Genomic DNA, 23,040 nt, shown 5'->3' on the forward strand with positions numbered 1-23,040 from the left:
TCTCCCCGCCTCGGCTCTCAGCCGGGCATGCGAGTCTTGTTACCGCACCACGCCACGACGACCCGATCATGCTGTGGAGGACCGGTGGCCCAGCCGACCACGCCCGACGCCCCGACCCCGAACGGGACGGCCCCCGAGACACCCGCGGCGGTGACCACCCCCGCCCAGGACGCCACGCTGTTGGAGCGGGCCCTGTTCGAGATCAAACGGGTGATCGTCGGTCAGGACCGGATGGTGGAGCGGATGTTCGTGGCGCTCCTGGCCCGGGGACACTGCCTGCTGGAGGGGGTGCCCGGGGTGGCGAAGACCCTCGCGGTGGAGACGATGGCCCGGGTGGTGGGCGGGCAGTTCGCCCGGGTGCAGTTCACCCCGGACCTGGTGCCGGCCGACATCATGGGCACCCGGATCTACCGGCAGTCGAGTGAGAAGTTCGACGTCGAGCTGGGCCCGGTCTTCGTGAACTTCCTGCTCGCCGACGAGATCAACCGGGCTCCGGCCAAGGTGCAGTCGGCGCTGCTGGAGGTGATGAGCGAGCGGCAGGTCTCGATCGGCGGCCAGAGCCACCGGGTGCCCGACCCGTTCCTGGTGATGGCGACCCAGAACCCGATCGAGCAGGAGGGCGTCTATCCGCTGCCGGAGGCGCAACGGGACCGTTTCCTGATGAAGATCGTCGTCGGGTATCCGACCGACGCCGAGGAACGGGAGATCGTCTACCGGATGGGGGTCGCCGCGCCCGAGCCGGCGCAGGTGTTCAGCACCGACGACCTGCTCGCCCTGCAACGCAAGGCCGACCAGGTCTTCGTGCACAACGCCCTGGTCGACTACGCCGTACGGCTGGTGCTGGCCACCCGCAGTCCCGCCGAGCACGGGATGCCCGACGTGGCCCGGCTGATCCAGTACGGGGCCAGCCCGCGTGCCTCGCTCGGCCTGGTCCGGGCCACCCGGGCGCTGGCCCTGCTGCGCGGCCGGGACTACGCGCTGCCCCAGGACGTCCAGGACATCGCGCCGGACATCCTGCGCCACCGGTTGGTGCTCAGCTATGACGCGCTCGCCGACGACGTGCCCGCCGACCACGTGGTGCACCGGGTGATGTCGACCATCCCGCCGCCCTCGGTCGCACCCCGGCAACAGGCGTCCGGGCCGCCGCCGGTCAGCGGCCCGCCGGCCGCCGGCTGGCCCGGGCAGCACCCGTGACCGCACCGGTACGCCCGGCCGACGCCGGTGGGGAGCGGACCGAGGCGGTGCTGTCCCGCCTGCAACTGCTGGTGACCCGCAAACTCGACGGGCTGCTCCAGGGCGACTACGCGGGTCTGCTGCCCGGTCCGGGCAGCGAGGCGGGGGAGTCCCGCGAGTACCGACCCGGCGACGACGTACGCCGGATGGACTGGCCGGTGACCGCCCGCACCACCACCCCGCACGTGCGGCGTACGGTGGCCGACCGGGAGCTGGAGACCTGGCTGGCGGTGGACCTGTCGGCGAGCCTGGACTTCGGCACCGACCGGTGGCTCAAGCGGGACGTGGTGGTCGCCGCGACCGCCGCGTTGACCCACCTGACGGTGCGCGGCGGCAACCGGATCGGCGCGGTGATCGGCACCGGGGAGCAACCACCGCCCGCGCCCGCGCGTCGGTGGCGGTCCGCGCCGCCGGTGCCGCCCGCCGGGCCGGGGGTGCTGACCCGGGTGCCGGCCCGCTCCGGCCGGCGGGAGGCACAGGCGCTGCTACGCGCCGTGGCGCACGCCCCGCTGCGCCCCGGGCGCGGCGACCTGGGCGCGCTGATCGACCTGCTCAACCGGCCGCCGCGTAGGCGGGGCCTGGCGGTGGTGATCTCGGACTTCCTCGCGCCGCCCGAACAGTGGGGCCGGCCGCTGCGTAAGCTGCGGGTCCGGCACGACGTGCTGGCCATCGAGGTGGTCGACCCGCGCGAGCTGGAGTTGCCCGACGTGGGGGTGCTGCCGGTGGTGGACCCGGAGACCGGGGAGCTGCACGAGGTGCAGACCGCCGACCCGCGGCTGCGTCGCCGCTACGCCGAGGCGGCCGCCGCCCAGCGCGGCGCGATCGCCGCCGAGCTGCGGGCCGCCGGCGCCGGGCACCTGATGCTGCGTACCGACCGAGACTGGCTGCTGGACATGGTGCGATTCGTGGCCGCCCAGCGGCACGCCCGCACCCGGGGGACGACGCGATGATCCGTTTCATGCAACCGTGGTGGCTGCTGACGCTGGTGCCGGTGCTGGCCCTGGCCGCGGCCTACGTCTGGCGGCAGCGCCACCGCCGGGCGTACGCGATGCGGTTCACCAACGTGGACCTGCTGCGTATCCTCGCGCCGAAGGGGTTGGGGTGGCGGCGGCACGCGGCGGCGACCGCGCTGCTGCTGGCGATGGTGGCGCTGGCCACCGGGATGGCCCGCCCGGCGATCGACACCCAGGAGCCGCTGGAGCGGGCGACCGTGATGCTCGCCATCGACGTGTCGTTGTCGATGCAGGCCGACGACGTGTCGCCGAACCGGTTGGAGGCGGCCCAGGAGGCGGCGAAGCAGTTCGTCGGCGAGCTGCCGGCCAGCTACAACCTGGGGCTGGTCTCCTTCGCCAAGGCGGCGAACGTGCTGGTGGCGCCCACCAAGGACCGGGCCGCGGTGACGGCGGCGATCGACGGGCTGACCCTGGCCGAGGCGACCGCCACCGGCGAGGCGGTCTTCACCTGCCTGGAGGCGATCCGGTCGGTGCCGGCCGACGGCGCGGCCGGTATCCCGCCGGCCCGGATCGTGCTGCTCTCCGACGGGTTCCGCACGTCGGGCCGGTCGGTGGAGGAGGCCGCGGCGGCGGCGCAGGCGGCGAACGTGCCGGTCTCCACGATCGCGTTCGGCACCGACTCGGGGCAGGTGGACATCGGTGGTCAGTTGCAGCGGGTGCCGGTGGACCGGCTGGCGCTGGCCCAGCTCGCCGAGACCACCGAGGGTTACTTCTACGAGGCGGCCTCGGTGGCCGAGTTGAAGCAGGTCTACCAGGACATGGGTTCGTCGATCGGGTTCCGCACCGAGCCTCGCGAGATCACCCAGTGGTACGCGGGGGTGGCGCTGCTGCTGGCGCTCTGCGCGGGCGGGCTGAGCCTGCTCTGGACGTCCCGGATGCTGTGAGGCCGGCCCGGACGTCCCGGGTGCGGTGACTCGTACCCCGGACGTCCCGGGTGCGGTGATCCGGGGCCGGGGCGGGGTGCGCGGGTCGGCGCGGCGGCCGGTGGCGGTCTCAGTGACCGCCGCCGGCCAGGACGAACACGACGGCCACCCAGACGGCGGCGAGGGTGAAGCCCAGCGGGGCGACGTAGCGGCTCATGAATGGCTCCGGTGGCGACTGGACGGTCCGCGGGGCGGGCGGAACCGCAGGGATGGGTCAGGGCGCGCACACGAAGTCGTGACCGGGCTGCTCCACCGGGGCGTCCCGGCGCGGGACGGCAGCACCGACCGGTCCGCCGGCCGGGGCCGGGAACGGGTGGTGACGGGGGAGCGGGAGCTGGGTCAGCTCGACCGACTGAGTCGTGGCTCAGCGGGGCTGACGGACGGCCCGGCCACGACTGGGAGGATCGCTATCTCGCACAGCGATCACCTCCTGCGGTCGGCGGGGCCAAAACGCGAGTCGCATTCGGCTCGCGGACGCCGATCATCGTACAACGGGGACACCCGCACCGCGCATTCGGCCGTCCCGCCCCGGACGGTGTCCGGCCGCTCCCGGAGGGTGGTCGCACCGCGATTCCTCCCGGCCGCCGCGCCGGGTCCGGTGGCGCACCGTTAGCGGTTACCTGCCGGTAACGCCTAGGCTCCGACCGGAATGATCAGCGGAACCGAAGGGGGACCCGTGGCCCGTACCGTGCTGGTGACCGGCGGCAACCGGGGAATCGGACTGGCCATCGCGCAGGCCTTCGCCCGGCAGGGCGACCGGGTTGCGGTCACCCACCGCAGCGGCGACGCGCCGGAGGGGCTGTTCGGGGTCCGGTGCGACGTCACCGACTCGGCCTCCGTCGACGCCGCCTTCGCCGCGGTCGAGGCCGAGCTGGGCCCGGTCGAGGTGCTGGTCGCCAACGCCGGCATCACCGACGACACGCTGCTGATGCGGATGTCCGAGGAGCAGTTCACCGGGGTGCTCGACACCAACCTGACCGGTGCCTTCCGCTGCGCCAAGCGGGCCTCGTCCAAGATGCTCCGGGCCAAGTGGGGCCGGATGATCTTCATCTCGTCGGTGATCGGCCTCTACGGCGGCGCCGGCCAGGTCAACTACGCGGCCAGCAAGGCCGGCCTGGTCGGGGTGGCCCGGTCGATCACCCGGGAGCTGGGCAGCCGCAACATCACCGCGAACGTGGTCGCCCCGGGCTTCATCGACACCGAGATGACCGCCGCGCTGCCCGAGGAGCGCCGCACCGAGTACCGCAAGGTCATCCCGGCCGGACGGTTCGCCGCGCCGGACGAGGTCGCCGGGGTGGTCACCTGGCTCGCCTCGGACGCCGCCGGCTACATCTCCGGCGCCGTCATCCCGGTCGACGGCGGCCTCGGCATGGGTCACTGAGAACGTACGGAGGAAGCCAACACATGTCAGGACTGCTCGCCGGTAAGCGGCTGCTCGTCACCGGCGTCATCACCGACGCCTCGATCGCCTTCTCGGTGGCGAAGCTCGCCCAGGACAACGGTGCCCAGGTCGTGCTCACCGGCTACGGCCGGCTCTCGCTGGTCGAGCGGATCGCGCGGCGGCTGCCCCAGCCGGCGCCGGTCATCGAGCTGGACGTGACCAGCCCGGAGCAGCTCGCCGGCCTGGCCGACAAGGTACGCGAGCACGTCGACGGCCTCGACGGGGTGGTCCACTCGATCGGCTTCGCCCCGCAGAGCTGCCTCGGCGGCGGCTTCCTCGACGCCCCCTGGGAGGACGTGGCGACCGCGCTGCAGGTCTCCACGTACTCCTACAAGTCGCTGGCCATGGCGGCGCTGCCGCTGATGTCGCCGGGCGGCTCGGTGGTCGGGCTGACCTTCGACGCCACCAAGGCGTGGCCGGTCTACGACTGGATGGGGGTGGCCAAGGCCGGGCTGGAGTCCGCCTCCCGCTACCTCGCGCTGCACCTGGGCAAGCAGGGCATCCGCAGCAACCTGGTGGCCGCCGGGCCGCTGCGCACCATGGCCGCGAAGTCGATCCCCGGCTTCGAGCAGTTCGAGCAGGCGTGGACCGAGCGCGCCCCGCTGGGCTGGAGCCTCACCGACCAGGAGCCGGCCGCCCGTGCCTGCCTGGCCCTGATGTCGGACTGGTTCCCGGCCACCACCGGCGAGATCGTCCACGTCGACGGCGGCTACCACGCCCTGGGCGCCTGAGCCGCACGTGGGGGCCCCGGCGCGGGGCCCCCACGTAACCCGCATGACCAGGGGCCGTCGTCAGGCCGTCGCCGACCGCGGGGGAGAATGACCCCATGTCGTACGACGCATTGGTGCTGGTCTCCTTCGGTGGCCCGGAGCGGCCCGAGGACGTGCTGCCGTTCCTGGAGAACGTGACCCGGGGGCGGGGGGTGCCGCCCGAGCGGCTGGCCGAGGTCGCCGAGCACTACCTGCACTTCGGCGGGGTCTCCCCGATCAACCAGCAGTGCCGCGAGCTGCTCGCCGCGATCCGGGCGGACCTCGCCGCCCACGACGTCGACCTGCCCGTCTACTGGGGCAACCGGAACTGGGACCCGATGCTCGCCGACACCGTGGCGCAGATGCGCGACGACGGGGTCACCCGGGCGCTGGCGTTCGTCACCAGCGCGTACGGCGGCTACTCGTCGTGCCGGCAGTACCAGGAGGACATCGCCGCCGCGCGGGCCGCCGTCGGCCCGGACGCCCCGGTGATCGACAAGCTGCGCCAGTTCTGGGACCATCCGGGCTTCGTCGAGCCGCACGCCGACGCGGTGCGCTCGGCGCTGGCCCAGCTCGACCCGGCCCGGCGGGACACCACCCGGCTGGTCTTCACCGCGCACTCCATCCCCACCTCGGCGGCGGCCACCGCCGGCCCGCACGGCGGCCGGTACACCGCGCAGCTGGCGGAGACCGCCCGCCTGGTGCACGCCGTCGCCGCGCCCGACCTGCCCTATGACCTGGTCTGGCAGAGCCGCTCCGGCCCACCGCAGGTGCCGTGGCTGGAGCCGGACGTCAACGACCACCTGACCGCCCTCGCCGGGCAGGGTGTCACCGGGGTGGTGGTCAGCCCTATCGGGTTCGTCTCGGATCACCTCGAGGTGGTCTGGGATCTCGACACCGAGGCGTTGGAGACGGCCAAGCAGCTCGGCCTGGACTTCGTCCGGGCCGGCACCCCCGGCACCGACCCGAGGTTCGTGGCGATGGTGCGTGAACTGGTGGCCGAACGCACCACGCCCGACGGGCCGGCGACCCGCCGCCGCCTCGGTGAGCTGCCGATGTGGGACACCTGCCCGACCCCGTGCTGCGTGCCGGCCGCGCGCCGCCCCTGATGCCGACCACCCGCCCTCCCCGACACCCCCTTGGGACGACAGATGCTTGACCGCAAGCCGGTGCAGAGCTGGCTCACCGACATGGACGGCGTGCTGGTGCACGAGGGTCAGCCGGTGCCCGGCGCACCGGAGTTCGTCAACCGGCTCCGGTCCTCCGGCAAGCCCTTCCTGGTGCTCACCAACAACTCCATCTACACCCCGCGCGACCTGCAGGCCCGGCTGACCCGGATGGGCTTCGAGGTGCCCGAGGAGGCGATCTGGACGGCGGCGCTGGCCACCGCCCAGTTCCTCGCCGACCAGCGGCCGGGCGGCACCGCGTACGTGATCGGGGAGGCGGGGCTGACCACCGCGCTGCACGCCGTCGGTTACGTGCTGACCGACTTCGCCCCGGACTACGTGGTGCTGGGGGAGACCCGCACCTACAGCTTCGAGGCGATCACCAAGGCGGTCCGGCTGATCAACGACGGGGCCCGCTTCATCTGCACCAACCCGGACGTCACCGGCCCGTCGGTGGAGGGCGCGCTGCCCGCCGCCGGATCGGTCGCCGCGATGATCTCGAAGGCGACCGGGGTGGAGCCGTACTTCGTCGGCAAGCCCAACCCGATGATGATGCGTTCGGCGCTGAACACCATCAACGCGCACTCGGAGAGCACCGCGATGATCGGCGACCGGATGGACACCGACATCCTGTGCGGGCTGGAGGCGGGGCTGGAGACGATCCTGGTGCTCACCGGGATCAGCACCCGGGCCGAGACGGAACGCTACCCGTACCGGCCGTCGCGCATCGTCGACTCGGTGCTCGACCTGATCGACGAGATCTGACCCGTACCGGACCGGCGGGCCCGGCCGGGTGCGGTCAGGGACGCAGCGGGGCGTTGCAGGCGGCCACCAGCGCCTGCCGGCAGGCGGTGGTCAGTGGGCGCAGCGCGGCGTCGCGCTGCTGCGCCTCGTGGTTGTTGATCGCCCCGCCGGGCGCGCTCTCCCCGGCCAGCGCGAGTACCCGGTCGAGCACCGCGGCGCGGGCGAACAGCCGCCGGGAACGCGGGTCGAACCCGGGCGGCAGGTCGGTCGCGCCGTCCGGGCGACGTAGTGCGGCCAGCGCCCCGGCCAGTTCGGGCCGCCACTGGGCCACGTCGAGCCGGGTCAGCGCGGCGGTCGACTCGGCCAGCGCGGTGGCCAGTTCGGCCTCCGCCTCGGCGGCCCCCGGCGCGGTCAGCGACGCCTTCGGCGCGTCGGCCGGCAGCGGATAGACCCGCCACAGCACCGTTTCCCAGGTCATCCCGGAGCCGGAGGTGTGGGTGCGCACCTCGGGGATCAACCCGAGCCCACCGGCCACCACGGCCTCCCCGGCCAGCAGCGCGGCCCCGGCGAAGTCGCCCGGACCGGGCAGTCCCCGGGGGTCGCCCGGCGCGGGCAGCACCAGCCGGATCTCGTCGGGGGAGAGCTTGGCCAGCGCCGGCAGGGCCTCGCGCAGCGGCACGTCCCGCCAGGTGCCCGGCGCGTCGGCGACCAGGTGCTCCTCGTCGCCGGCGACCGACTCGGCGACCTCGTCGAAGGGGACCAGGCCGGCCCGCCAGGCGCGTACCCAGGCCACGAAACGGCTCGACCGGCGCGCGGCCAGGGTGGCCGCGCCCGTTGCGGGGGAGGACATGCCGAAAGGGTACGTGCTCCCCGCCGTCCCTGTCTCGACTGCCGCATCGAAGGCCGGTCGGGTGGCCCGCCGGGCCGGCGGCGCGTGGCGGATCGGGTGGGCGCGTCGGGAGGTGCCGGGGCGCAGCGGGGGATAGCGTGATCGACATGGCGGGGCGATACGGCGAGGACGTGCTGGCGGGCGACTGGCGACGACGGAAGGTCACCGCCGAGGTCGACGCCGAGCCGGATCTCGTGGTGGAGGACGCCGACTCCGGGTTCTGCGGCGCGGTGGTCGGCTTCGAGTCGGGGGCGGTGGTGCTGGAGGACCGGCACGGCCGGCGGCGGGTCTTCCCGCTGCTGCCCGCCGCGTTCCTGCTCGACGGGGAGCCGGTGACCCTGCGCCGGCCGGCCCGTGCCCCGGTGCCCGCCGCCCGTCGCCGGACCGCCTCCGGGTCGATCGCCGTGGCCGACGTGCGGGCGCGGGTGGCCAAGGCCAGCCGGATCTGGGTCGAGGGCGTGCACGACGCCGCCCTGGTGGAGCGGATCTGGGGTGACGACCTGCGGGTCGAGGGCGTGGTGGTGGAGCCGTTGGACGGCATCGACGCCCTCGACGCCGAGGTGCGCGGCTTCGCCCCCGGCCCCGGCCGCCGGTTGGGGGTGCTCGTCGACCACCTGGTGCCCGGCTCCAAGGAGAGCCGGATCGTGGCCCGGGTGAACTCCCCGTACGTGCTGGTCACCGGACACCCGTACGTCGACGTGTGGCAGGCGGTGAAGCCGGCCGCGCTGGGTATCCGGGCCTGGCCGGTGGTGCCGCCCGGCCGGCCGTGGAAGGAGGGCGTCTGCGCGGCCCTCGGGGTGGCCGAGCCGGCCGAGATGTGGCGACGCATCCTGTCCCGGGTGGACAGTTTCGCCGACGTCGAGACGCCGCTGATCAACGCGATGGAACGCCTGATCGACTTCGTCACCGAACCCGACTGACACCCGCCGGCCGACCCACCGGTCCCGATGGGCGGCCCGGTCAGGGCTCCTGGTCGGGGGTGCGGGTGAAGACGAAGGTGCCGATGTCCAGGCCCACCGCCCGCCCGTCCGGGTCGCGGAGCACGGCCATGACCTCGCCGTCCTCCTCACCGGAACGGCCCCGCCAGCGGTCCGGTCCGGTCGGGGTGAACAGCAGCGTCGGGTCGCCGGGTCGGCCGGCCCACAGCTCGCCGGCCGGGTCGGCCCGGACCTCGTACTCGATGCCCATCCACCACCAGCGGCCGGTCAGCTCGGCCAGTTCCGCCGCCGGTGGCGCGGCGGCCGGACGCCAGGGCGTGACCGGCGTCGGCTCGGCGTCCAGGACCAGGGTGAGCAGTTGCCGGGACAACCCACCGATGTGGCCGGTGCGGAACCCGTACGAGTTGGCGAAGCCGACCACGGCGGTCCGGCTGGGCCGGTGCACGGTCAGCGCGGCGACGTAGCCGGGCATCGAGCCGCCGTGCCCCACGTACACCCGGTCGCCCTCGCGGTACAGCTCCAGCCCCAGGCCGTGGCCGCCGCGCCAGGAGTCCAGGTCGCTGAGTATCACCGGGGCGCACATCTCGGTGAGGGTGTCGGCGGCGAGCACCTCGGGGTCGGGGTCGGCGAGGAACGCCGCCCACCGGGCGAGGTCGGTCACCGTCGACCAGAGCTGCCCGGCGGGGGCCATCGCCCCGGTGTCGGTACGCGGCTCCTCCCGCAGCGTGTCGTGCCACGGGTGCACCACGTATCCCGGCGCGTACGGCGCGGTGGGATGGTAGGTGGTGCGGCGCAGGCCCAGCGGGTCGAGGATCCGGGTGGTCAGCAGCTCCGCCCAGGGCGTCCCGGTGATCCGCTCCAGCACCCCGCCGAGCAGCCCGTACGCCAGGTTGGAGTAGTGGTAGCCGCGCCAGGCGGGGTAGCCGACCTTGTCCGTGCTCACGCCGGCGACCAGGGTGGCCAGGTCGGTGCCCTCGGTGCGTTCCCACCACGGGCCGTCGGGCTCGCGGAGCAGGCCGCTGGCGTGGCCGAGGAGCTGGCGCAGGGTGAGCCCGCCGACGGCGGTGCCCGGCAGGTGCCGCTCCAGCGGGTCGTCCAGGGTGAGCCGGCCGGCGTCGCGTTCCCGCATGACCAGCGTGGCGGTCATCGTCTTGGTGATCGAGCCCACCCGGTACTGGAGGGCGGCGTGGGGGCGCGGGTGGTCGCCGGCGGCAGCCAGGTGCACCAGGGTCCCGTCCCGTACGACGCCCAGCGCCAACGACGGCGTACGCCCGGTGGCCTGGGTCTGTGCCACCAGGGTGTCGATCCGACGGACGGTCTCGGCGAGCAGGGTCACGATCGGCTCCTTGGCGGCGGTCGGAACGGGCCTGAACTGAGCTTACTGATCATCAGAAGTGGGTGGATTCGCGTGGACGTGTCACGATCGGGGGGTGGACGCCGTGGTGTGGATCGTGCTGGGTGTGCTGTTGGCCGTCGCCGAGATCTTCACGACGACGCTGTTTCTGATCATGTTCGCGGTCGGTGCGTTCGCCGCCGCCGGGGCCGCCGCGCTGGGTGCGCCCGTCGCCGTGCAGGCGGTGGTCTTCGCCGTGGTGTCGGCGCTGACGGTGGCGCTCGCCCGGCCGACCATCCGCCGGCACATGCGGCCGTCGCTCGACAGCGGCGAGCAGCCGTTCGGGGTGCAGGCGCTGGAGGGCGCCACCGCCCTGGTGATCGAGCAGGTCGATGCCGAACAGGGCATGGTGAAGATCGACGGCGAGTTGTGGACGGCACGTCCGTACGACGCGACGCAGACCTTCGCCCCCGGTGCGCGGGTGCAGGTGATAAAGGTCCAGGGCGCGACCGCCCTGGTGTGGCAGGACGACATTTCCTCAGCCGGCGAGCTGCCGGAAGCGAAAAGGTGACGGTATGGAATTTGTAGCGGTCCTGTTGGTGGCCGTAGCGTTGATCATAGTGGTGACGCTGGCCAAGGCGGTGCGGATCGTGCCGCAGCAGCGTCAGGACGTGGTGGAGCGGCTCGGCAAGTACAAGAGCACCCTGAACCCGGGCCTGAACCTGCTGGTCCCGTTCGTCGACGCGGTGCGTACCAAGGTCGACATGCGGGAGCAGGTGGTCAGTTTCCCGCCGCAGCCGGTGATCACCTCCGACAACCTGGTGGTGTCGATCGACACCGTCCTCTACTACAAGGTCGTCGACTCGGTCCGGGCGACCTACGAGATCGCCAACTTCATCCAGGCGATCGAGCAGTTGACCGTCACGACGCTGCGTAACGTGATCGGTTCGCTCGACCTGGAGCGGGCGCTGACCAGCCGGGAGGAGATCAACAGGCACCTCTCCGGCGTGCTCGACGAGACCACCGGCCGGTGGGGCATCAAGGTCACCCGGGTGGAGATCAAGGCGATCGAGCCGCCGCCGAGCATCCGCGACTCGATGGAGAAGCAGATGCGCGCCGAGCGGGACCGCCGGGCCGCCATCCTCAACGCCGAGGGGCACAAGCAGTCGCAGATCCTCACCGCCGAGGGTGAGAAGCAGGCCGCGGTGCTGCGCGCCGACGGTGACCGGCAGGCCCGCATCCTGCAGGCCGAGGGTCAGGCGAAGGCGATCCGGACGGTCTTCGACGCGATCCACACCGCCAACCCGAGCCAGAAGGTGCTGGCCTACCAGTACCTCCAGGCGCTGCCGCAGATCGCCAACGGCACGGCCAACAAGGTCTGGATCGTCCCGGCCGAGCTGACCAAGGCGCTGGAGGGCATGGGCGGCGCGCTGGGCGGGCTGAGCAAGATGGTCGGCGACGAGCCGGCCCCCGAGGCGAAGCGCACCGCCAGCGAGGTCGAGCGGGAGGCCGCCGAGGCGGCCGAGGCGGCGGCGAGCGCCGCCCAGCAGATCCACGACGAGGTACGCGTCGCCGAGGCGCAGGCCACCGGCGGCAACGTGCCGAAGGGGCTGCCGGCACCCGAGCCGGTCTCCCCGGCCAGCCTGGTCACCGACCCGGCCGACCAGCGCGAACGGGCCTGACCCCGCCGCCGCTCACCCCGGGCGGCAAATGTGAAAAACGCTCATCCGGCGCCCCGACGCCTGCCACGATCGGTCCTGAGGGACGGGTGGTGGTCAGGCCCGGGGCGTCGACGCGTTCCGTGCCACCCGTCACCGCAGACGGGTCGGCCGGGTGGCCCGCCCGTGCAGGCAGCCGGCGAAGCCCGGCGGAGCGGACGAGGTGAGGCATGAAGGACCCGGCGCAGCGGCTGTTCTCCCGTACCCCCGTTCCCGGCGCACACGACCCGGCGGGGCCGCTGGGCACCCGGCGCACCGGCGGCGGCTTCGGGGTGCTGCCCTTCGTCGGCGACCCCGGGCCGGCCGCGCCGGCCACCGACGCCAGTTGGGCCTGGTCGCTGCGCCGGCTGGCCCGCGCCGCGGTCTGGCTGCTGCCCGCCTACGCGGTGCTGACCGGCACGGTGGCGACGGCCGGCGACGGCGGGGTCGGCAACGCCCCCTACCCGGCCGACGGCCAGCCGCTCTACCTGCTCGGCTGGGTAGCGGCGATCTGGCTGGGCCTGCTCGCCCTGCTCGCGCTCACCGGACTGCTCGCGGCCACCCGCAGCCGGCGGGGCGCGGTGGCCGGCCTGCTGAGCAGCATCGGCGGTACGGTGCTGATGCTGCCCTTCGCCGGCCTCGCCGCGCAGACCCCCGTCTTCGGCACCACCGCCCGGACGCTGGTGCTGCTCGGCGCCACCTGTTACACCGCCGGCTGGCTGCTCACCGGCTGGGCGGTGGCCCGGTCCGGGGCGTTCGCGATCGGTGACGGGGTGATGTTGATGATCGCCGCGCCCCTGCTCGGCCTCGGCGGCGCGCTGTTCGGCCCGCTACAGACCTTCGGGGCGATCTTCGTGCTGGTCGCCGGCATCGGCATCGGCTACCGCTCCGGCCGCCTCGTCCCGGCCACCATCGCCCGCGACGCCGCCACCGCCAGCGTCACCACCCCCTGACCCTCCCTCCCCGCTCCCGCCCGGCCCCGCCTGGCCCGCCCCGGTGATCAAGAGGTTCGGGTCAGGAATCCGGACGGGACGCACCCAAACCTCTTGATCACCGAGCCGGGGGGAGAGACGGGATGGACCGGACGGACCGGGACGGCAGGGCCGCGGGACGGGGAAGTCGCTGGCAGGTCACGGTGAGTTACCTGACAATCGGCTGCCGGAGTGGGCCGCTGGCCCGTGCGGTGGCAATGCTTGCCCGCATGTCCTCACCCCGGACGCCGCTGACGCGGCTGCTCACCGTGCTGCTCGCCGGCCTGCTGGCCGGCCTGGTCCTCGCGGTCGCCGCGCTGCCGGGCAACCTGCTTGCGGGGCTCGCCGCCAGGGCGGTGCTCGGGGCGTTCGACGACCTGCCGGCGGCGCTGCGCACCCCGGCCACCCCGCAGCGTTCCTACCTCTACGCCAACGACGGTAAGACGCTGCTCACCACGTTCTACGACGTCAACCGCACCGACGTGCCGCTGGCCGAGATCGCCCCGACGCTGCGGCAGGCGATCGTCGCCGCCGAGGACCGCCGCTTCTACTCCCACGGTGGGGCCGACCTGCGCGGGATGGCCCGCGCCCTGGTCGCCAACGTCACCGGCGGCGGAACCGCCCAGGGTGGCTCCACGCTGACCATGCAGTACGTGCGCAACGTGCTCAAGAGCGACCCCAGCCGGACCGCCGAGGAGCGGCAGGCGGCCACCGACCAGACCGTCGGGCGCAAACTCCAGGAGATCCGGTACGCCACCGAGCTGGAGAAGACCCTCAGCAAGGACGAGATCCTCAACCGCTACCTCAACATCGCCTACTTCGGCTCCGGGGCGTACGGGGTCGCCGCCGCCAGCCAGCGCTACTTCGGCAAGGCGCCGGCCGACCTGACCCTCGCCGAGTCGGCGCTGCTCGCCGGCCTGGTGCAGTCGCCCGACGCGTACAGCCCGATCGACGGGGACCGGGAAGCGGCGCTGCAGCGGCGCGGGTACGTGCTCGACTCGATGGTCGCCACCGGCGCGATCACCGCCGCCGAGGCCGACCAGGCCCGTGCCGAGAAGCTGACCCTGCACCCCACCGCCCAGCCCAACGGCTGCACCGCCGCGGTGACCGCCGACGCCGGGTTCTTCTGCGACTACCTGCGCCGCTGGTGGCTGGAGCAGCCCGCCTTCGGCGCGACCGAGCAGGAGCGGGAGCAGGCGCTGCGCCGGGGCGGCTACACCGTGGTCACCTCCCTCGACCCGGACGTCCAGGCCACCGCCGCCGCCGAGGCCCGCAAGGTCTACCCCGCCGACGACGCCCGTGCCCTGCCGATCGCCGCCGTCGAACCCGGCACCGGCCGGGTGCTCGCCCTGGCCGTGAACCGGGAGTACGGGGTGGGCGACGGGCAGACCGTCAACCCGCTGGTCTCCGGCGGCGGCAGCATCACCGGCTACCAGGCCGGCTCGACGTTCAAGCTGTTCACCATGCTCGCCGCGCTGGAGAACGGTCGCACCCTGTCCACCGGCTTCGACTCGCCGAGCCGGCTGACCACCCGGTTCCCCGCCGAGGGCGAGGCCTCCTGCGGCGGCAGGTGGTGCCCGGCGAACGCCAACCCGGCGCGGATGGACGGCTACCGGATGATGTGGGACGGCTTCGGCCGCTCGGTGAACACCTACTTCGTGTGGCTGGAGGAGCAGGTCGGCCCGGCCAAGGTGGTGGAGATGGCGCAGCGCCTCGGGATCACGTTCCGGGCCGGGACCGATGCCGACCTCGCCGCACACGACGCCGACAACTGGGGGGCGTTCACCCTCGGGGTGTCCGCGACCACCCCGCTCGACCTGGCCAACGCCTATGCGACGGTGGCCGCCGAGGGGACGTACTGCGCGCCGACGCCCGTGGTGTCGGTGACCGGCCCGGACGGCTCGACCGTTCCCGTCGGCACGCCGTCCTGCAAGCAGGTGCTGACGCCGGACGTGGCGCGGGCGGCCACCGACGCGGCCCGCTGCCCGGTCGGCCAGCAGTCGGCGTACGGGCAGTGCAACGGCAGCACCGCCGGTGGGGTGGACCGGATCGTGGGCCGCCCGGTGGCCGGCAAGACCGGCAGTTCGGAGAAGAACGCCACCGAGACGTTCGTCGGGTTCACCCCGCAGGTGGCGGTCGCCGGTATCGCCGCCAACCCCGACGACCCGAGCGACGCGGTCGGCGCGGCGGTGCAGGGTGAGGTGATCACCGCGGTCGCCCGGACCATCCGCACCGCGGTCGACGGCCTGCCGGTGCGGGACTTCACCGCCCCCAGCCGGGAACTCGCCGGCAACCCGCAGCGCCCCACGCCCCGCCCGTCGCCCCGGACCCCGGAGCCGGAGGACCAGAACTTCCCGTCCGACCTGCTCCGCTGGCTCCAGAACCGCCGGGGCTGACCGGCTGTCGCCCGGCCCCGGCCGGGCTGCGATTGACGCGACATCGCCGCAACAGCGGTGTCCGTCCCGCTGGATACCGCTGTTGCGCTCCACCGCCGGCCGGGCGTGCCTCCCGGCCGGGCCTGCCTCCCGCCCCGGGCGGGCGGGCCTACCCGTCGGGCGGGCCTGGCCTACCTTCGGGTGATGGCGGTGGCGACCGCCCGGTCCAGGGCGGCGGCCACCGTCGCCGGGTCGGCATCGCCGTCGATCACGGTGAAGTCGGCGAACCCGGCCAGCGCCCGGTAGCCGGCGTCCAGCGCGGTCAGGTGCGCCAACTCCTCGGTGTCGATGCCCCGGGCCAGCACCCGCCGCCGGGCCAACTCCGGGGTGACCGCCAGGAAGCAGACCAGGTCGGGCTCCGGGAAGACGGCGTACGCGGCGCGGACCAGGCGGACGCCCCGGTCACCCCGGGCCCGCATGATCACGTACTGGCACCAGGTCCAGCGGTCCATCACCCCGACCCGCCCGGTCAGCCGGGTGACCGCCACCGCGCGGGCCAGCGCCAGCCAGCGCACCGTCGCCTCCAGCAGCGGATAGCAGCGCCGGCCGAACAGGTGCACGCCGTCGCGGCGGCCCACCGCCTGTGCCAGCCGGTTCCACAGCGGCCGGCCGCCGGCGTTCTCCAGGTAGACCGCCGGCACGCCCGCCGAGTTCAGTCGCCGGGCCAGGGCGGTGGCCTGGGTGGACTTGCCGGAGCCGTCCACGCCCACCAGCGCCACCATCGTCGATCGTCGCACCCCGGGCACACTAGCCACCCCGGACAACGGACCCCTGTCGCCTGCCCCCACCCGGGCAACCGGCTCGGTCCCGCCGTGGCCGGGTCCCACGCGTGACTCGGCCCTGCCCGGGCAACCGGCTCGTCCGTCGCCCCGATCCCGACTCGGCACTCCATGATCGACTCAGTGTCGCCGCAACAGGGGTGTCCCTGCCGCTTGATACCGCTGTTCGGGCGACATTGCGAGCAGCATCCGGCCTGCGGGCCCCGGCCTGCGGGTCGGACCGGGTGGGTGTCAGCGGCGGCGGGGGCGGTAGGTGGCCAGGGTGGCCGGGATGCCCCGGCGGACGATGCCGGCCCGGTCGGTGTCGCCGCGCAGCAGGGCCGCCGCCGTCTTGCGGGCCTGGTCGAGGGTGAAGTGCGGGGGCAGCATCAGCTCCGCCGGGTCGACCACCGCGTTCACCACCACCGGACGGTCGGCGGTCAGTGCCCGCCGCCACAGGCCGTCGACCTGGTCGGGGGAGTCGACCAGCACACCGTCCAGGCCCAGCACCTCGGCCCACCTGTGGTACGCCACGTCGGGCAGGTCCTGACTGGCCGGATAGCGCGGGGTGCCCTCGGTGGACCGCTGTTCCCAACTGACGAACGCCAGGTCCCGGTTGTTGAGCACCAGCACCACGAAACGCGGGTCGGCCCACTGCCGCCAGTTCTTCGCCACGGTGATCAACTCGTTGACCCCGTTCATCTGCATCGCCCCGTCGCCGATCAGCGCCACCACCGGCCGGTCCGGGTGGGCGAACTTCGCCGCCAGCGCGTACGGCATGGCCCCGCCCATCGACAGCAGGGTGCCGGAGAGGCTGGCCAGCATGCCGGGGCGGACCTGGAGGTGGCGGGCGTACCAGGCGGTGGCGGTGCCGCAGTCCACCGCGATCATCGCGTCGTCGGGCAGCGCGTCGTTGAGGGTGTGGAAGAGCAACTGCGGGTTCACCGGGTGCGCCGGCTGCCCGGCCAGTTCCGCCTGGGCCTGCCGCCACCCCGAGGTGGCGTCCGCGACCGTCGCCCGCCAGGCGGTCGGCGTCGGCCCGTCACCCAGCTCCCGCAGCAGCGCCCGCAGGGTGGGGCCGGCGTCGCCGGTCAGGTTGACCTCCGTCGGGTAGCGCAGCCCCATCCGGGTGCCGTCCAGGTCGATCTGCACCGCCCGGGCCTGCCCCTGCGGCGGATAGAACTCCGAGTACGGCATGTTGCTGCCGACGATCAGCAGCCTGTCGCACTCCTGCATGAGCTGCCAGCTCGGCCGGGTGCCGAGCAGCCCGATCGCCCCGGTCACCCACGGCTCACGGTGGTCGACGGCGGTGAAGCCGAGCAGGGCGGCGGCCACCCCGGCGCCCAGCCGGTCGGCGATCAGCCGTACCTCCGCCTCGGCGCCCAGCGCCCCCTGCCCGACCAGCATCGCCACCTTCTCGCCGCCGCGCAGCACCTCGGCGGCGCGGCGCAGGTCCGCCTCCGGGGGCACGGTCGGCATGCTGCTGGGGGCCGCGCTGGTGTGGTAGTAGCCGTGCGCGTGCGGCGGGTCCGGGACCGCCGGCTCGTCCTGCACGTCCAACGGGAGCACCAGCGCGGTCACCGTCCGGCGGGACAGCGCGGTCCGGCAGGCCCGGTCCACCAGGTGCCGCACCTGGGACGGATCGTCGAGCTGGGCCAGGAAGTCCGAGGCCACGTCCTTGTAGAGGGCGAGCAGATCGACCTCCTGGTAGTAGCCGCCGCCCTCGGCGGTGAGGGCGGTGTTGCCGACCAGGGCCACCACCGGCTGGTGGTCGAGCTTGGCGTCGTAGAGGCCGTTGAGCAGGTGGATCGCGCCGGGGCCGCTGGTCGCCAGGGCGCAGCCGAGCGGGCCGCCGCCGTACTTGACGTGGGCGCTCGCGGCGAAGCCGGCGGTCTCCTCGTGGCGTACCTGGACGAACTCCACCCGGTCGCCGGCCCGTTGCAGGGCGGAGGTCATCCCGTTGATGCCGTCGCCCGGGTAGCCGAAGTAGCGGTGCACCCCCCACTCGGCGAGGCGGGCCACGATGTGGTCGGCGACCGTGGCGTTCTTCGGCAACCGGCCGTCGGTGGTGCCCGCTGCGCTCATCGTGGTGGTCCCTCCGGTCGTGTCCGCTTCCCGCCCCCTTCCCGCGTCAGGCCCTGGGAAACCCGGTCGCCCCGGGAGAACCCGACCGGGTCCCGGAGCCCGACCGACCGGTTCGGGCCGGCGCGCACCGTGGGGACCGCCCTGCGGGCGCGCACCGTGGGGACGGGCAGAATCGGGCGGTGCCCGTACACGAGATCACCGACCCCGACGACGTCCGGATCGCCGACTACCGGGCGTTGACCGACGTCGAGCTGCGTACCCGCTGGGAGCCCCCGCACGGGTTGTTCATCGCCGAGGGGGAGCTGGTGCTGCGCCGGGCGTTGCGGGCCGGCTACCCGGCCCGGTCGTACCTGGTCGACGCGAAGCGGGTCGACCAGCTCGCCGACCTGGACACCGGGGACGCCCCGGTCTACGCGGCCACCCCCGACGTGCTGGAGAAGGCGACCGGCTTCCACGTGCACCGGGGGGTGCTCGCCTCGTTCCACCGCAAGCCCCTGCCCGCCGCCGCCGAGGTGCTGGCCGCCGCCCGCCGGGTGGTGATCCTGGAGGACATCAACAACCACACCAACCTCGGGGCGATCTTCCGGGGGGCCGCCGCGCTCGGCATCGACGCGGTGCTGCTCTCGCCGTCCTGCGCCGATCCGCTCTACCGGCGCAGCGTGCGGGTCAGCATGGGGGAGGTGTTCGCGGTGCCGTACGCGAAGCTGGAGCGCTGGCCGGTCGGCCTGGACGAGGTACGCGCGGCGGGGTTCACCGTGCTCGCGATGACGCCGGCGGCGGACGCCGTACCCATGCAGCGGTTGACCCCGGCGCAGCGGGCGCGGGCGGCGTTGCTGCTGGGGGCGGAGGGCCCCGGCCTGACCGGGGCGGCGCAGGCGGCCAGCGACGTGCGGGTGGTGATCCCGATGCGGCGTGGCGTGGACTCGTTGAACGTGGCCGCCGCGGCGGCGGTGGCGTTCTGGGAGCTGGGCCGGGACGACCCGGTCGACGGGTAGTCACCACGACCCCCGGCTATTTGCATGAGAATGCGGGCAGGTGCATAATCTTCCTTGTGTCCAAGGTTCTCACCTCCCTGCCCATCGGCGAACGTGTCGGCATCGCCTTCTCCGGCGGCCTCGACACCTCGGTCGCGGTCGCGTGGATGCGCGACAAGGGCGCCGTCCCGTGCGCCTACACCGCCGACATCGGCCAGTACGACGAGCCCGACATCGACTCGGTGCCCGGACGTGCGCTCAGCTACGGCGCCGAGGTCGCCCGCCTGGTCGACTGCCGTGCCGCCCTGGTCGAGGAGGGGCTGGCCGCGCTGACCTGCGGCGCCTTCCACATCCGCTCCGGTGGCCGGGCCTACTTCAACACCACCCCGCTGGGCCGGGCGGTGACCGGGACCCTGCTGGTCCGGGCGATGATCTCCGACGACGTGCAGATCTGGGGCGACGGCTCGACCTTCAAGGGCAACGACATCGAGCGGTTCTACCGCTACGGCCTGCTGGCCAACCCGCAGCTGCGGATCTACAAGCCGTGGCTGGACACCGACTTCGTCACCGAACTCGGCGGGCGCAAGGAGATGTCGGAGTGGCTGCTGGAACGCGGCCTGCCCTACCGGGACAGCACCGAGAAGGCGTACTCCACCGACGCCAACATCTGGGGCGCCACCCACGAGGCGAAGACCCTGGAACACCTCGACACCGGCATCGAGACGGTCAGCCCGATCATGGGGGTCCGGTTCTGGGACCCGTCCGTGGAGATCCCCACCGAGGACGTCACCATCGGCTTCGACCAGGGCCGCCCGGTGACGATCAACGGCAAGGAGTTCGGCAGCCCCGTCGACCTGGTGCTGGAGGCCAACGCCATCGGCGGCCGGCACGGCCTGGGCATGTCCGACCAGATCGAGAACCGGATCATCGAGGCCAAGAGCCGGGGCATCTACGAGGCCCCCGGCATGGCACTGCTGCACGCCGCGTACGAGCGGCTGGTCAACGCCATCCACAACGAGGACACCCTGGCCAACTACCACCACGAGGGCCGTCGCCTCGGCCGGCTCATGTACGAGGGCCGCTGGCTCGACCCGCAGGCGCTGATGCTGCGCGAATCGTTGCAGCGCTGGGTGGGCACCGCCGTCACCGGCGAGGTGACCCTGCGGCTGCGCCGGGGCGAGGACTACTCGATCCTGGACACCACCGGCCCGGCGTTCAGCTACCACCCGGACAAGCTGTCCATGGAGCGCACCGAGGACTCGGCGTTCGGCCCGTCCGACCGGATCGGCCAGCTCACCATGCGTAACCTCGACATCGCCGACTCCCGGGCCAAGCTGGAGCAGTACGCCACCCTCGGCCTGGTCGGCGGCGGAACCCCCCAGCGGGCGATCGGCGCGGCCCAGGCCGCCTCGACCGGGCTGATCGGGGCGATGCCGCAGGGCGGCGCGGAGGCCATCGCCTCCCGGGGCGTCGCCACCGCCGACGACGAGGCCCTCGACCGGGCCGCGATGGAGTTCGGCGTCGACTGACCGTCGCATCGCCGGCCGGGACCGGTCCCCGCCCCCGGCCGGCGGAGCCGCCCTCACCGTCCCGGCCGGCGGAGCCGCCCTCGTGGTCGGTCGGGGGCGGTGACGGACGGTGGATGGCGGGGCCCGGGGTCACCGGGGGTAGGTTGTCGCCCGTGTTCCCTACCGTCCGTGAGGTGCTCGCGCTGGACCCGGTCCGCCGCGGCGCGCCCCGGCTGGTAGCCGGGGAGACCGGCCTGGACCGGCCGGTGCGCTGGGTGCACGTGACGGAGGTGCCGGACATCGCCACCCTGCTCGGCGGCGGTGAACTCGTGCTCACCACCGGCATCGGGCTGCCCGCCGACGACGTCGGACTACGCGCCTTCATCGGCGACCTGGTCGCGGTGGGCGTCTCCGGGCTCGTGGTCGAACTGGGCCGCCGCTACCCGACCGAGGTGCCCCGGGTGATGGCCGTGGCCGCCGCCCGGCGCGGGCTGCCCCTGGTCGAGTTGCGCCGGCCCACCCCGTTCGTGCGGATCACCGAGGCGGTGCACGCCCTGATCGTCGACGCCCAACTGCACGAACTGCGGGCCGCCGAGGAGATCCACCAACGCTTCACCGAACTGTCCGTCGAGGGCGCCGGGACCGCCGAGGTGGTCCGGCAGGCCGCCGCGCTGGCCGGCTGCCCGGTGGTGCTGGAGAACCTGTCCCGGCAGGTGCTCGCCTACGACCCGGCGGGGGAGAACGCCGAGCTGCTGCTGGACGGTTGGGAGCAGCACTCCCGACGGCTGCGTCCCGCCGGACGCACGGCGTACGACAGTGACAGCGGCTGGCTGGTCACGACCGTCGGCGCGCGCGGACAGGACTGGGGTCGGCTGCTGCTGCGCTGGCCGGCGCGGGCGGGCCTCGGCGACGGCCGGCCCGTCGGTGCGCCGCCCACCCGGCTGACCATCCTGGTGGAGCGGGCCGCCTCCACCCTGGCGCTGGGCCGGCTGATCCGCCGCGACGCCGAAGGGCTGGAACGGCAACTGCACCACACGCTGCTCACCGCCCTGCTCGACCACTCCCGGCCGGTGGACGAGATCGCCTTGCGGGCGCGGGCGTTGGGGGTGCCCCTGGAGCGTCGGCACCTGATCGGCGTCATGGTCCGGCTCCGCCGCGACACCCCGGCCGAATCCGGCGCACCGGGTGAGGGCGGCCCGGCCGAGGCCGGCCCGGCCCGGCTGCGTGACCTCGCCGAAGCGGTCGGCCAGGCGCTACGGGAGGCGAAACTGACCGGGCTGACCAGCCCCGTCGACGACCAGGCGGTGGGGGTCCTGCTCGCCCTGCCGGAGGCCGCCGCCGAGGACCGCGCGCTGGCCGCGTTCGCCGCCGCGCTGCGCCGCCGCCACCCCGACCAGCCGGCGCGCGTGCTCGTCGCCGCCGGTTCCGGGGTGGCGAGCCTACGGGAGGTACGCCGCTCGCTGGTCGAGGCGCGCCAGGTCGCCGAGGCCGCCCGCCGGGACAGCCGTGACCTGCCGGTCTTCCGGCTGCCGCACGTCGGACTGGCCGGCCTGCTGCACCTGCTACGCGACGAGCCCCGGTTGCAGACCTTCGTCGAACGGGAACTGGGCGCGCTGTTGGCCCACGACGCCCAACACCCCCGGGAACAACTGCTCGGCACCCTGCGTGCCTACCTGGAGCAGGGCCGCAACAAGTCGGCAGGCGCGGTCGCCGCACACCTGTCCCGACCGGCCTTCTACGAACGGCTGGCCCGGATCGGCCGGATCCTCGGCGTCGATCTCGACTCGGTCGAAGCCTGCCTCTCCCTGCACGTCGCCCTGCTGGCCCTCGACGCCATCCGCACCCCCTGACGCGCCTCCCCCCGCTCCCACCCTTCCGCCCCGCCACCCTTCCGCCCCGTGCCCGCCCGTGCCCGCCCGGCAGGTCTCCGATGATCAAGAGAAATACGTCAGATTCCGTCGGCGGGGTGACGCGAACCTCTTGATCACCGCCCGCGCGGCCTGCCCGTCGACCGCGATCAAGAGGTTCGCGTCAGATTTCGCTGGCCGGGTGACGCATTCCTCTTGATCACCGACCGTCCGGCCGGCAGGTTCGCCGTGATCAAGAGGAATGCGTCGGAATTCGCCGCCCCGGTGACGCGAACCTCTTGATCACCGGGGCGATGAGGGTCGGGTGGGGAAAGG

19 protein-coding genes are annotated in these 23,040 nt (G+C 73.7%); 15 read left to right on the forward strand and 4 right to left on the reverse strand.

The genetic code is table 11. The annotated features are described in order from the left end of the window. Window positions 1–84: 84 nt before the first annotated feature. From ACWCHM_RS06275 to ACWCHM_RS06305, 7 genes are all read left to right on the forward strand, one after another. Window positions 85–1,194 (forward strand): AAA family ATPase, encoded by a 1,110-nt coding sequence (locus ACWCHM_RS06275; protein ID WP_281895883.1) that lies wholly within the window; start codon window positions 85–87, stop codon window positions 1,192–1,194. After that, on the forward strand, window positions 1,173–2,183 hold the full coding sequence (locus ACWCHM_RS06280) for a DUF58 domain-containing protein (protein WP_454223031.1): 1,011 nt from the start codon (window positions 1,173–1,175) through the stop codon (window positions 2,181–2,183). Before ACWCHM_RS06275 ends, ACWCHM_RS06280 begins: the two co-directional genes overlap by 22 nt. Next, window positions 2,180–3,130, forward strand: coding sequence for a VWA domain-containing protein (locus ACWCHM_RS06285; protein ID WP_454221722.1), 951 nt, complete (start codon window positions 2,180–2,182; stop codon window positions 3,128–3,130). The genes ACWCHM_RS06280 and ACWCHM_RS06285 overlap by 4 nt, the downstream gene beginning before the upstream one ends. A 715-nt stretch (window positions 3,131–3,845) precedes the next feature. Then, on the forward strand, window positions 3,846–4,550 hold the full coding sequence (fabG, locus tag ACWCHM_RS06290) for a beta-ketoacyl-ACP reductase (RefSeq protein WP_281895886.1): 705 nt from the start codon (window positions 3,846–3,848) through the stop codon (window positions 4,548–4,550). Between the two features lie 23 nt (window positions 4,551–4,573). Beyond that, entirely contained in the window at window positions 4,574–5,341 is a 768-nt protein-coding gene (gene fabI / locus ACWCHM_RS06295) for an enoyl-ACP reductase FabI (protein ID WP_281895888.1), read from the forward strand. Between the two features lie 95 nt (window positions 5,342–5,436). Beyond that, window positions 5,437–6,468, forward strand: coding sequence for a ferrochelatase (locus ACWCHM_RS06300; protein ID WP_454221723.1), 1,032 nt, complete (start codon window positions 5,437–5,439; stop codon window positions 6,466–6,468). 42 nt (window positions 6,469–6,510) lie between these two features. Beyond that, a complete protein-coding gene (locus ACWCHM_RS06305; protein ID WP_088645665.1) occupies window positions 6,511–7,290 on the forward strand; it encodes an HAD-IIA family hydrolase in 780 nt (259 codons plus the stop codon). A 34-nt stretch (window positions 7,291–7,324) separates the two neighbouring features. Here ACWCHM_RS06305 and ACWCHM_RS06310 read toward each other — a convergent pair whose 3' ends face one another. Then, window positions 7,325–8,119 (reverse strand): hypothetical protein, encoded by a 795-nt coding sequence (locus ACWCHM_RS06310; protein ID WP_204959092.1) that lies wholly within the window; start codon window positions 8,117–8,119, stop codon window positions 7,325–7,327. 146 nt (window positions 8,120–8,265) lie between these two features. On the opposite strand from ACWCHM_RS06310, the gene ACWCHM_RS06315 reads away from it, so the two are divergent. Continuing rightward, window positions 8,266–9,078 carry a DUF3097 domain-containing protein gene (locus ACWCHM_RS06315; RefSeq protein ID WP_204959091.1) on the forward strand — a complete coding sequence of 271 codons (813 nt, stop codon included), beginning with the start codon at window positions 8,266–8,268 and terminating at the stop codon, window positions 9,076–9,078. A 40-nt stretch (window positions 9,079–9,118) separates the two neighbouring features. Here the strand turns inward: ACWCHM_RS06315 and ACWCHM_RS06320 are convergent, their stop codons facing one another. Then, complete coding sequence (locus ACWCHM_RS06320; RefSeq protein WP_454221724.1) at window positions 9,119–10,432, reverse strand: serine hydrolase domain-containing protein; 1,314 nt, start codon at window positions 10,430–10,432, stop codon at window positions 9,119–9,121. Window positions 10,433–10,526: 94 nt separating this feature from the next. On the opposite strand from ACWCHM_RS06320, the gene ACWCHM_RS06325 reads away from it, so the two are divergent. From ACWCHM_RS06325 to ACWCHM_RS06340, 4 genes are all read left to right on the forward strand, one after another. Then, window positions 10,527–11,000 (forward strand): NfeD family protein, encoded by a 474-nt coding sequence (locus ACWCHM_RS06325; RefSeq protein WP_204959089.1) that lies wholly within the window; start codon window positions 10,527–10,529, stop codon window positions 10,998–11,000. Window positions 11,001–11,004: 4 nt separating this feature from the next. Next, window positions 11,005–12,111 carry an SPFH domain-containing protein gene (locus ACWCHM_RS06330; protein ID WP_281895897.1) on the forward strand — a complete coding sequence of 369 codons (1,107 nt, stop codon included), beginning with the start codon at window positions 11,005–11,007 and terminating at the stop codon, window positions 12,109–12,111. A 206-nt stretch (window positions 12,112–12,317) separates the two neighbouring features. Continuing rightward, complete coding sequence (locus tag ACWCHM_RS06335) at window positions 12,318–13,079, forward strand: hypothetical protein (RefSeq protein ID WP_454221725.1); 762 nt, start codon at window positions 12,318–12,320, stop codon at window positions 13,077–13,079. Between the two features lie 248 nt (window positions 13,080–13,327). Next, window positions 13,328–15,493 (forward strand): transglycosylase domain-containing protein, encoded by a 2,166-nt coding sequence (locus ACWCHM_RS06340; RefSeq protein ID WP_454221726.1) that lies wholly within the window; start codon window positions 13,328–13,330, stop codon window positions 15,491–15,493. A 170-nt stretch (window positions 15,494–15,663) separates the two neighbouring features. Here the strand turns inward: ACWCHM_RS06340 and ACWCHM_RS06345 are convergent, their stop codons facing one another. Together ACWCHM_RS06345 and ACWCHM_RS06350 are read right to left on the reverse strand one after the other, a co-directional pair. Next, the gene (locus tag ACWCHM_RS06345; protein ID WP_281895903.1) at window positions 15,664–16,269 is read right to left on the reverse strand and encodes a dTMP kinase; all 606 of its coding nucleotides are present in this window, start codon (window positions 16,267–16,269) and stop codon (window positions 15,664–15,666) included. Between the two features lie 273 nt (window positions 16,270–16,542). Next, on the reverse strand, window positions 16,543–18,375 hold the full coding sequence (locus ACWCHM_RS06350) for a thiamine pyrophosphate-requiring protein (protein ID WP_454221727.1): 1,833 nt from the start codon (window positions 18,373–18,375) through the stop codon (window positions 16,543–16,545). 179 nt (window positions 18,376–18,554) lie between these two features. On the opposite strand from ACWCHM_RS06350, the gene ACWCHM_RS06355 reads away from it, so the two are divergent. From ACWCHM_RS06355 to ACWCHM_RS06365, 3 genes are all read left to right on the forward strand, one after another. Next, the gene (locus ACWCHM_RS06355; RefSeq protein WP_204959083.1) at window positions 18,555–19,370 is read left to right on the forward strand and encodes a TrmH family RNA methyltransferase; all 816 of its coding nucleotides are present in this window, start codon (window positions 18,555–18,557) and stop codon (window positions 19,368–19,370) included. A gap of 56 nt (window positions 19,371–19,426) precedes the next feature. After that, window positions 19,427–20,878, forward strand: coding sequence for an argininosuccinate synthase (gene argG / locus ACWCHM_RS06360; protein WP_204959082.1), 1,452 nt, complete (start codon window positions 19,427–19,429; stop codon window positions 20,876–20,878). A 152-nt stretch (window positions 20,879–21,030) separates the two neighbouring features. Continuing rightward, window positions 21,031–22,707: a PucR family transcriptional regulator gene (locus ACWCHM_RS06365; RefSeq protein WP_281895908.1), complete on the forward strand. Its 1,677-nt coding sequence runs from the start codon at window positions 21,031–21,033 to the stop codon at window positions 22,705–22,707. The last annotated feature ends 333 nt before the right edge of the window (window positions 22,708–23,040 follow it).

The organism is Micromonospora sp. SCSIO 07396, assembly GCF_053667945.1.